Source organism: Jeotgalicoccus meleagridis (genome assembly GCF_903994045.1).
Taxonomy (GTDB): Bacteria; Bacillota; Bacilli; order Staphylococcales; family Salinicoccaceae; genus Jeotgalicoccus; species Jeotgalicoccus meleagridis.
Map to the genome: position 1 here is coordinate 906,337 of NZ_CAJEWD010000008.1, position 7,506 is coordinate 913,842.

General features: G+C 37.6%; 8 protein-coding genes, 6 tRNA genes and 2 rRNA genes. 2 read left to right on the forward strand and 14 right to left on the reverse strand.

Features of this window, described 5'->3' with window-relative positions; translation table 11 throughout:
• Positions 1-14: 14 nt before the first annotated feature.
• Complete coding sequence (locus JEOSCH030_RS10125) at positions 15-209, reverse strand: YwbE family protein (RefSeq protein WP_185126518.1); 195 nt, start codon at positions 207-209, stop codon at positions 15-17.
• A gap of 108 nt (positions 210-317) precedes the next feature.
• Here JEOSCH030_RS10125 and JEOSCH030_RS10130 point away from each other — a divergent pair, with 108 nt between their 5' ends.
• Positions 318-857, forward strand: a complete 540-nt coding sequence (locus JEOSCH030_RS10130; protein ID WP_185126519.1) for a metal-dependent hydrolase — start codon at positions 318-320, stop codon at positions 855-857.
• A gap of 31 nt (positions 858-888) precedes the next feature.
• Here the strand turns inward: JEOSCH030_RS10130 and glmM are convergent, their stop codons facing one another.
• The 4 genes from glmM to JEOSCH030_RS10150 are packed head-to-tail and all read right to left on the reverse strand — an operon-like array spanning position 889 to position 4,988.
• Positions 889-2,241, reverse strand: a complete 1,353-nt coding sequence (glmM, locus tag JEOSCH030_RS10135) for a phosphoglucosamine mutase (RefSeq protein ID WP_185126520.1) — start codon at positions 2,239-2,241, stop codon at positions 889-891.
• 27 nt (positions 2,242-2,268) lie between these two features.
• Positions 2,269-3,210 carry a CdaR family protein gene (locus JEOSCH030_RS10140; protein WP_185126521.1) on the reverse strand — a complete coding sequence of 314 codons (942 nt, stop codon included), beginning with the start codon at positions 3,208-3,210 and terminating at the stop codon, positions 2,269-2,271.
• Positions 3,197-4,018, reverse strand: coding sequence for a diadenylate cyclase CdaA (gene cdaA / locus JEOSCH030_RS10145; protein ID WP_185126569.1), 822 nt, complete (start codon positions 4,016-4,018; stop codon positions 3,197-3,199). The genes JEOSCH030_RS10140 and cdaA overlap by 14 nt, the downstream gene beginning before the upstream one ends.
• A gap of 22 nt (positions 4,019-4,040) precedes the next feature.
• Positions 4,041-4,988: a helix-turn-helix domain-containing protein gene (locus tag JEOSCH030_RS10150; protein WP_185126522.1), complete on the reverse strand. Its 948-nt coding sequence runs from the start codon at positions 4,986-4,988 to the stop codon at positions 4,041-4,043.
• A 139-nt stretch (positions 4,989-5,127) separates the two neighbouring features.
• Between JEOSCH030_RS10150 and JEOSCH030_RS10155 the strand changes: the two genes are divergently transcribed.
• Entirely contained in the window at positions 5,128-5,598 is a 471-nt protein-coding gene (locus JEOSCH030_RS10155) for a winged helix-turn-helix domain-containing protein (protein ID WP_185126523.1), read from the forward strand.
• 19 nt (positions 5,599-5,617) lie between these two features.
• On the opposite strand, the gene rocF is transcribed toward JEOSCH030_RS10155, so the two are convergent.
• The 9 genes from rocF to JEOSCH030_RS10200 all read right to left on the reverse strand — a co-directional run.
• A complete protein-coding gene (gene rocF, locus JEOSCH030_RS10160; protein WP_328794810.1) occupies positions 5,618-6,520 on the reverse strand; it encodes an arginase in 903 nt (300 codons plus the stop codon).
• 144 nt (positions 6,521-6,664) lie between these two features.
• A tRNA-Lys gene (locus JEOSCH030_RS10165) sits at positions 6,665-6,737 on the reverse strand.
• A gap of 18 nt (positions 6,738-6,755) precedes the next feature.
• Positions 6,756-6,827, reverse strand: a tRNA-Gln gene (locus tag JEOSCH030_RS10170).
• A 6-nt stretch (positions 6,828-6,833) separates the two neighbouring features.
• Positions 6,834-6,917: transfer RNA gene (locus JEOSCH030_RS10175), tRNA-Tyr, on the reverse strand.
• 9 nt (positions 6,918-6,926) lie between these two features.
• Positions 6,927-6,999 (reverse strand) — tRNA-Val (locus JEOSCH030_RS10180).
• 23 nt (positions 7,000-7,022) lie between these two features.
• Positions 7,023-7,097: transfer RNA gene (locus JEOSCH030_RS10185), tRNA-Glu, on the reverse strand.
• Between the two features lie 13 nt (positions 7,098-7,110).
• Positions 7,111-7,185 (reverse strand) — tRNA-Asn (locus JEOSCH030_RS10190).
• Positions 7,186-7,203: 18 nt separating this feature from the next.
• Positions 7,204-7,318 (reverse strand): 5S ribosomal RNA (rrf, locus tag JEOSCH030_RS10195).
• 77 nt (positions 7,319-7,395) lie between these two features.
• Positions 7,396-7,506 (reverse strand): 23S ribosomal RNA (locus tag JEOSCH030_RS10200); the annotation flags it as partial.

Below are 7,506 nucleotides of genomic sequence, written 5' to 3' on the forward strand. Positions count from 1 at the left end.
TTTTCTTCCAAAAGTTAATTGATGATTTCTTTTACTCTTCCCACCAATCCATTATCCAATCTCACTTTAATGCCGTGTGGATGATTTGGTGAATTGGTTAAGATTTTTTCAACAATACCTTCGGTCAATTTACCAGTTCTTTGATCATGCTTTTGAACAATTTTAACTTCACTACCAATTTTTATATCTGCTCTTTTATTTCCATTCATATACATTCTCCTATTCATATTTTTATTTAACATTGTTTAGTTTTCGTTTAGATAAAGTTATATAAATGTGTAATATCATGTTATAATATTGACAAGGAGGCTCTCACCATGAAAGGTAAAACTCATGTTATTGGCGGACTTACAGCCGGCTTGTCAGTCGCCTACTTCACCTATACTGATCCTATAATTTTAGTGAGTGCGAGTGTAGTCGGGTCACTTATTCCTGACATCTGCCATTCTGGCAGTCGTCTAGGTAAAAATCTACCAATTTTATCCAGACTCATCAATTTTGTTTTTGGTCATCGCTCATTTACACATAGCTTAGTATTTTTAATTTTAACTGCTTTTTTAGTCGATTATTTCTTTCCAAACGATGCGCTTAAAATTGGTTTACTAGCAGGAATGATCAGTCATTACATATTAGATATGGGAACTAAAAGTGGAATTCAGTTATTTTTCCCAATCGATTTCAAAGTAAAATTCCCTATCACTACACGCACAGGGAGTCACGCAGAAAAGTTAATATTTAGCCTACTATGTCTCGTCTCGCTTTACTTAGCCTTTCAAGTCTTTAGTCTATATATTTACACATTTATTAATGACTTCAATATATCAAGTGCTCTTCCAAGCATCATCATACATAATTAAAAGGCGCTAGGGGGTTCCTAGCGCCTTTACCTTACTTACCTAAGCCCATTTCAGCTTCTACAACTTCTGCAATTTCTGAACTGTAGTCACGAACAAGCTCTTCTGTTTCTGCTTCCACCATGACACGTACTAATGGCTCTGTACCAGATGCACGAACAAGAATACGGCCATTTCCTGCCATTTTCTCTTCTACTTGTGACATCACTTCTTTTACTTTTTCATTTTCAGTTACATGATGTTTATCTGTCACTCTAACATTGACAAGTTCTTGTGGGAAGGTTTCGATTTGAGCGGCTAACTCACTGAGTTTTTTACCTGACTCTTTCACAACAGCTGCTAAATGTACACCTGTTAACAAACCATCACCAGTTGTATTGTAGTCCATCATCACAATGTGACCTGATTGCTCTCCACCTAAGTTATAACCATGTTCTCTCATTTCAGCAACGACATATCTGTCGCCTACTTTTGTCTTATCAGATCTCATACCATGTGCTTCAATCGCTTTGTAGAAACCTAAGTTACTCATTACTGTAGAGACAACTGTATCATCTTTAAGTAGACCTTTTTCTTTCATATCTTGTGCCAAGATAAACATGATCTTATCGCCGTCAACAATTTCTCCTTTTTCATCAACAGCAATAATTCTATCTCCGTCACCATCAAAAGCAAGTCCGAAATCACATTCCTCATCTTTAACTAATTCCTGTAGTCTTTCAGGATGAGTAGACCCTACTTCAGCATTGATATTTGTACCATCTGGGTTTGAGCCGACCGTTACAGTATCCGCTTCTAAATCTCCAAATAAGTATGGTCCTAAGTGATAAGTCGAACCATGCGCACCATCTATACCAATTTTAAGACCTTCAAAATCAGTATCAATTGTCGATTTAATATAGCTTAAATACTTCTGTCCGCCTTCAAAGTAATCTGAAATAGAACCAACCTCAACACCAGTTGGTCTTGGCAGATTATCACTGTCTTGATCCAGGTAGGACTCAATTACTTCTTCTTGCTCATCTGTAAGTTTAAAGCCATCTGGCCCAAAGAATTTAATACCATTGTCCTCAACTGGATTATGTGATGCTGAGATCATTACGCCAGCATTCGCTTCCATATCTTTTGTAAGATAAGCGACACCTGGAGTTGAAATTACACCGAGTCGCATAACTTCTGCCCCAATAGATAATAAACCAGCGATTAAGGCAGATTCTAACATCTCTCCAGAGATGCGGGTATCTCTACCTACAAGTACACGCGGTTTCTCATCAGTTTGGTTAATTAATGCATAGCCTCCAAATCTTCCGAGTTTAAAAGCGAGTTCTGGTGTTAATCCTTCGTTTGCAACTCCTCTAACTCCATCTGTTCCAAAATACTTACCCATAATAATCTCCTTTTCGTAAATAGCTTATTAATCTTTTTCAATTGTAACATCTGCTTCTAACACAGCAGGTTCACTTTTCGTCACATTTTCTGGTAAATCTAATTTAACATCTTTCGTCCCTGATGTCGTCATACCTTCTACATCAATCTCTGCTGTCACAGAGTTAACAGATTCAAGTGTTGCTTCATCACCGTATATATCAATTGTATCACGATTTAACTCAATTTCCGATACGCTTCGTCCGTCAGCTGGTTCTCCAAGAACCTTCTGACTTACAGGAACTTCTTTTTTCAATTCATCGACTTGAATTTCTACCCGAACTTTAGCAGGTTCAATCACAACATCTAATTTATTGTACTGGGCATCAAAGGCAGTCACTTCCGCCTCTTCAACTGTTTCATCTGTAATGCTCGACATATCTGACAGCGTCGCTCTCACATATTGAATACGGTTCATAGTCGATTCTCCACCTTTAACAGTCACGTTAGCAGGATCTACTTTTACAGAGTCTAGCTGATAACTTGAACCTACACGTCCATCATTAATATCTGCTTGGACTTCAAAGTTTTGAGTGACTAAATTCTGAACCGTCACATTGGCTGTTTCTGGCTGGACTGTTGCACTCACATTTTCCGGCAAACCATTCACTGAATAGAACACTTCATGCTCACCTGGTTCTCGGCTTCTGAGATCGACTACGACTTCAAAGTTTTTAGTCGCTTGTAATCTCTTAACGTTAGAACTAGAACCAGTGAGTTCCACAGTCACTTCTCGAGGTAGACCTGACACGTAGTACTCTTCTTCATCATAGAGCACTTCTACCGGCACATTTTCTATGGTCTGTGATTCGTCATTTATTGAGTCATCACCGAATAGATTTGAACCGTCTAGAACATTATTAGCATTGATAAACATGAACACCGCTAGTAGAAAGGCAACGATACTTATACCGAGTTTATTTTCTAGCAAATAAACCGCCTCCTTCCTTAGCATTGGAAGTAACTAACCAGTTTTTACGAAGCAATTCCTCTAAGTTTTCCATCTTGATGTCCTTAGTCAGTTTACCACCTTGAGTGACGGATACATTCCCAGTTTCTTCTGAGACGATAATGGTAAAGGCATCTGTTACCTCTGAAATACCAACAGCTGCACGGTGTCTTGTACCGAGGTCTTTAGCAATTTTATTGCTTTCAGATAACGGTAAGTAACTACCTGCTGTGGCTATTTTATCCCCTTGTATAATCATTGCACCATCATGTAAAGGCGTGTTGGGTATAAAAATATTAATTAGTAGCTGGGAGGAAATTTCAGAATATAACGGGACTCCAGTCTCTATGTAATCTTTAAGTCCAGTTTCTTTTTCTAAGACAATCAGTGCACCAATCCGTCTCTTGGCCATATATCTCACAGCCGTTAACATGTCTTGTGTGAGTTTTTCTAGCGCAGCTTCTTCACTGGAAGTGCTCGCTCTGAACAGGCTACCGCGTCCGAGCTGTTCAAGTGCTCTTCTTAATTCGGGTTGGAAGATAACAATAACGGCTAAGAACCCCCATTGTAAGACCATATCGAATATTTGAGTTGTTGTTGTTAAATCAAAAAAGTTACTAATTACCCGCCCAATAATTATGAAGAATATCCCTTTGATTAACTGAACCGCCTTAGTCCCTTTAATAACAGTCAAGATTAAGTAAAAGACATACCAAACGATAAGTATGTCTATTAGGTTAGTAATCACAAAAGATGTCGTGATATTCTCAAAAAAGTTGGCTGTCTCCATAATGATTTTCCTTTCTATTATGTTATAAGCCACCTAATCTCTCTGTAAGTTCCTCATATAAATCTTTTAATTCAGGGATCGTTATAGAGCTCACATTGAAATCAACAAGAGTCTTGTACAACTGGCCAGCTTCTCTTACCTTATCCAGTTGATAAAGACCATAAGCTTTTAATAATTTAAGTTCGCTATCTGTCGTATCCTCTACAACATCAATTGCTTCTTGGTAATGCTCGTTTTTTATAAGTAAAAAGACTTTTAGTTTCTCTATCGCTTCAGGTTTATAATCTATACCGAGTCGATTAGAGATGCTATCTATATCTTTAATTATTCTACTTGCTGTGTAGTATTGTTTAAATATAATATAACATTTAACCAATGCATAGCGTAATTTTAAATCTGATAGATTTAGTTCATCAAACTTAGTAAGCATATAAAGTGCGGACTCTAATACATCCACCGCTTGATCGACTTTACCATCATCGACTAAGAGTTTAGCTTTTAACATGACAGCATTGATATAGTGCTGATTAATCGCCACTGTCGATAAGTTATGCAGGGCTTTATCGATATTAAGACGTGCTTTTTTGATATCTTTTAAATAATAATAGTAATTTGCATAAATTAAATAAATTCGTCCACTATCCGGTAAGGGGATGTCTTCAATGTGCTCATATTCTTTTTCAATAAAATATTTAATAGCATCATAATCTTCGTTAGTCACCTTTAACTCATAATGGCCAATTTCACGTAATATTTCAAAGTTGTTATATTTAAAATGAGAAACTTCTGTCATAAAATCATTCACAGTACAATTTAAACGCTTGCTCAATTTCACCAATACGTTTGTTGAAGGTTGTACCGTACCTTTTTCAATAAGACTCAAATAAGTGCGCGAGATTATTCCTTCTGCTAACTCTTCTTGTGTTAAATTATTGTTATTACGGATTTCCTTGATTCTTTGACCTATCATAGTCATCCCCCTAAGTACTTAACATTTTAATAATACCAAATTAGAAAATATGTAACAAATATTCTCATTCTTTAAAATACTGTTTAATTGACGGGATTTACATTTTACATGATAATAAAAGAAAACTTTGGAGGATAAAATGAAAAAATTGCTCATCATTAAAGATTTAGAGCAACTGAAGTCAATTAGCGATCCTTTTAGAATGAAACTATTAGGTATGTTAGCCAAAGAGGCAAAAACAGGTCAAATGTTAGCAGATGAACTCGATATTCCTAGAGCAAAAGTGCACTATCATATTAATCAGCTTGTGAAAAATAACATCATCACTGTCTCACACACTCTTGAAAAGAAAAGTATCCTTCAGAAATTTTATCAACCTGTAGCGGAGTTTATCGTTCCAGACTTGAGCATACTTAATTATAGAAATGAAGAAGACGACTTCGCTCCTCATGTTTTCAAAATAAAAACAAGCCCGTACCAAATAAATGCCCTATTAAAAGATATTGAAACTTTGTCAGCTGAAAAACCTCTAGTTTCAAATGATGAACATAGTGAATTTTTAATAAATGTTATAGAATTAAATAATAAAATGAACGAAGAGGGAGATTAGATAACTGTCTAATCTCCCTTTAAAGTTGTGTTTTTCCAAAGATAAATTCTGTGAGTTCTGCTGCCTTCACTGCTGTTTCATTACCATTATCAAGTAGTGGATTAACTTCTACTAAATCAGCTGAGACTAAACGTCCCGATCTATAAAGAGTCGTCAATGCCTCTTGTAATTCAGCTAAGAAAAGTCCACCGTTCACTTTAGTCCCTGTACCTGGCATTTCAATTGGATCTAAGCTATCAACATCTAAAGATAGATGGATAGCGTCACATGATTTTAATTTTTCTAAAGCTTTTTCAATTAAGTTACTTAGCTTATTTTGGCGAATATCTGTCATAGTGTAACACTCTATATTATGTTTTTTAATATACGCTTTTTCTCCACTATCAAGATCTCTCGCTCCGACTATGACTAAGTTTTCATGTTTGATTTTAGCCCCATCTCCATGAACATTTATTAAGTCCTCATTACCTTCACCTAACAAGACGCCAACTGGCATACCGTGAATATTGCCACTTGGAGAAGTAAGACTACTATTGATGTCACCGTGGGCATCTATCCAAATCACACCTAGATTATCATAATGCTTAGAAATACCAGCAACTGAGCCTATTGATAAGCTATGATCTCCTCCTATGATAAAAGGAAAATGACCTTTTTCAATACTTTCATCTGTTGCATCTGCCAAGACCTTAGAGAAGTCCAGGACTTCTTTTAAATTAATCAGCCCTTCATCATCTTTCACACTAGTCGGTCCTGCCCAGACTCCATATGTACCTTTTACATTTCCAAGATCATTCACTTGATGACCTAAATCTTCTAGCTTTTCTTTTAATGAACAAAAACGCACTGCATCTGGTCCTAATGCCACCCCTGGTTTTCTTTGACCAAACGCTGTTGGTGCACCAATAATATCTATTATCATCCAAATTTCCCCCATACCCTCTAAATAAGACGCTTTATTTAATCAAATATACTAAAGAAAGCGCTTTTATACAAGGACTTATAAATATAAATAAATCAGGAAATTATGCATAAAAAAAACACCCACAAAAGTGAGTGTTAAGGATGAGCCATGCAGGATTCGAACCTGCGACCCTCTGATTAAAAGTCAGATGCTCTACCGACTGAGCTAATGGCTCCTATTAAGATACTTTAAACTGGGCTGGAAGGATTCGAACCTTCGCGTCACGAGACCAAAACCCGTTGCCTTACCGCTTGGCTACAGCCCAAAATCATGGTGGAAGGGGGCAGATTCGAACTGCCGAACCCGAAGGAGCGGATTTACAGTCCGCCGCGTTTAGCCACTTCGCTACCCTTCCAATGAAAAATGGAGAATGACGGGCTCGAACCGCCGACCCTCTGCTTGTAAGGCAGATGCTCTCCCAGCTGAGCTAATTCTCCATATTAGACTATAATATTATAAATGGTGACCCGTACGGGACTCGAACCCGTGTTACCGCCGTGAAAGGGCGGTGTCTTAACCGCTTGACCAACGGGCCAAAGACAAAAAAATGGCTCCACAGGTAGGACTCGAACCTACGACCGATCGGTTAACAGCCGATAGCTCTACCACTGAGCTACTGTGGAATAAAAATAAAATTATTAGCCTGGCAGCGTCCTACTCTTGCGGGACGTCAGTCCAACTACCATCGGCGCTGGAGAGCTTAACTACTGTGTTCGACATGGGAACAGGTGTGGCCTCTCCGCCATCGCCGCCAGACTATTGTTGAATGTAGTACACATTCAAAACCGGATAGAAGTATAAGTAAAGAGTGAACGCGTTTCTCTAGTATTTCTTTGAATAAGTCATCGATGGATTAGTATTCGTCCGCTGAATGTGTTGCCACACTTACACGCCGAACCTATCAACCTTATCGTCTATAAGGCATCTATTGGGGAAATCTCATC

Coding starts and splice junctions, on each gene's coding strand:
- JEOSCH030_RS10155 (WP_185126523.1), top strand. CDS start 5,128: ATGAAAAAATTGCTCATCATTAAAGATTTAGAGCAACTGAAGTCAATT.
- JEOSCH030_RS10130 (WP_185126519.1), top strand. CDS start 318: ATGAAAGGTAAAACTCATGTTATTGGCGGACTTACAGCCGGCTTGTCA.
- JEOSCH030_RS10150 (WP_185126522.1), bottom strand. CDS start 4,988: ATGATAGGTCAAAGAATCAAGGAAATCCGTAATAACAATAATTTAACA.
- rocF (WP_328794810.1), bottom strand. CDS start 6,520: ATGATAATAGATATTATTGGTGCACCAACAGCGTTTGGTCAAAGAAAA.
- glmM (WP_185126520.1), bottom strand. CDS start 2,241: ATGGGTAAGTATTTTGGAACAGATGGAGTTAGAGGAGTTGCAAACGAA.
- cdaA (WP_185126569.1), bottom strand. CDS start 4,018: ATGGAGACAGCCAACTTTTTTGAGAATATCACGACATCTTTTGTGATT.
- JEOSCH030_RS10125 (WP_185126518.1), bottom strand. CDS start 209: ATGAATGGAAATAAAAGAGCAGATATAAAAATTGGTAGTGAAGTTAAA.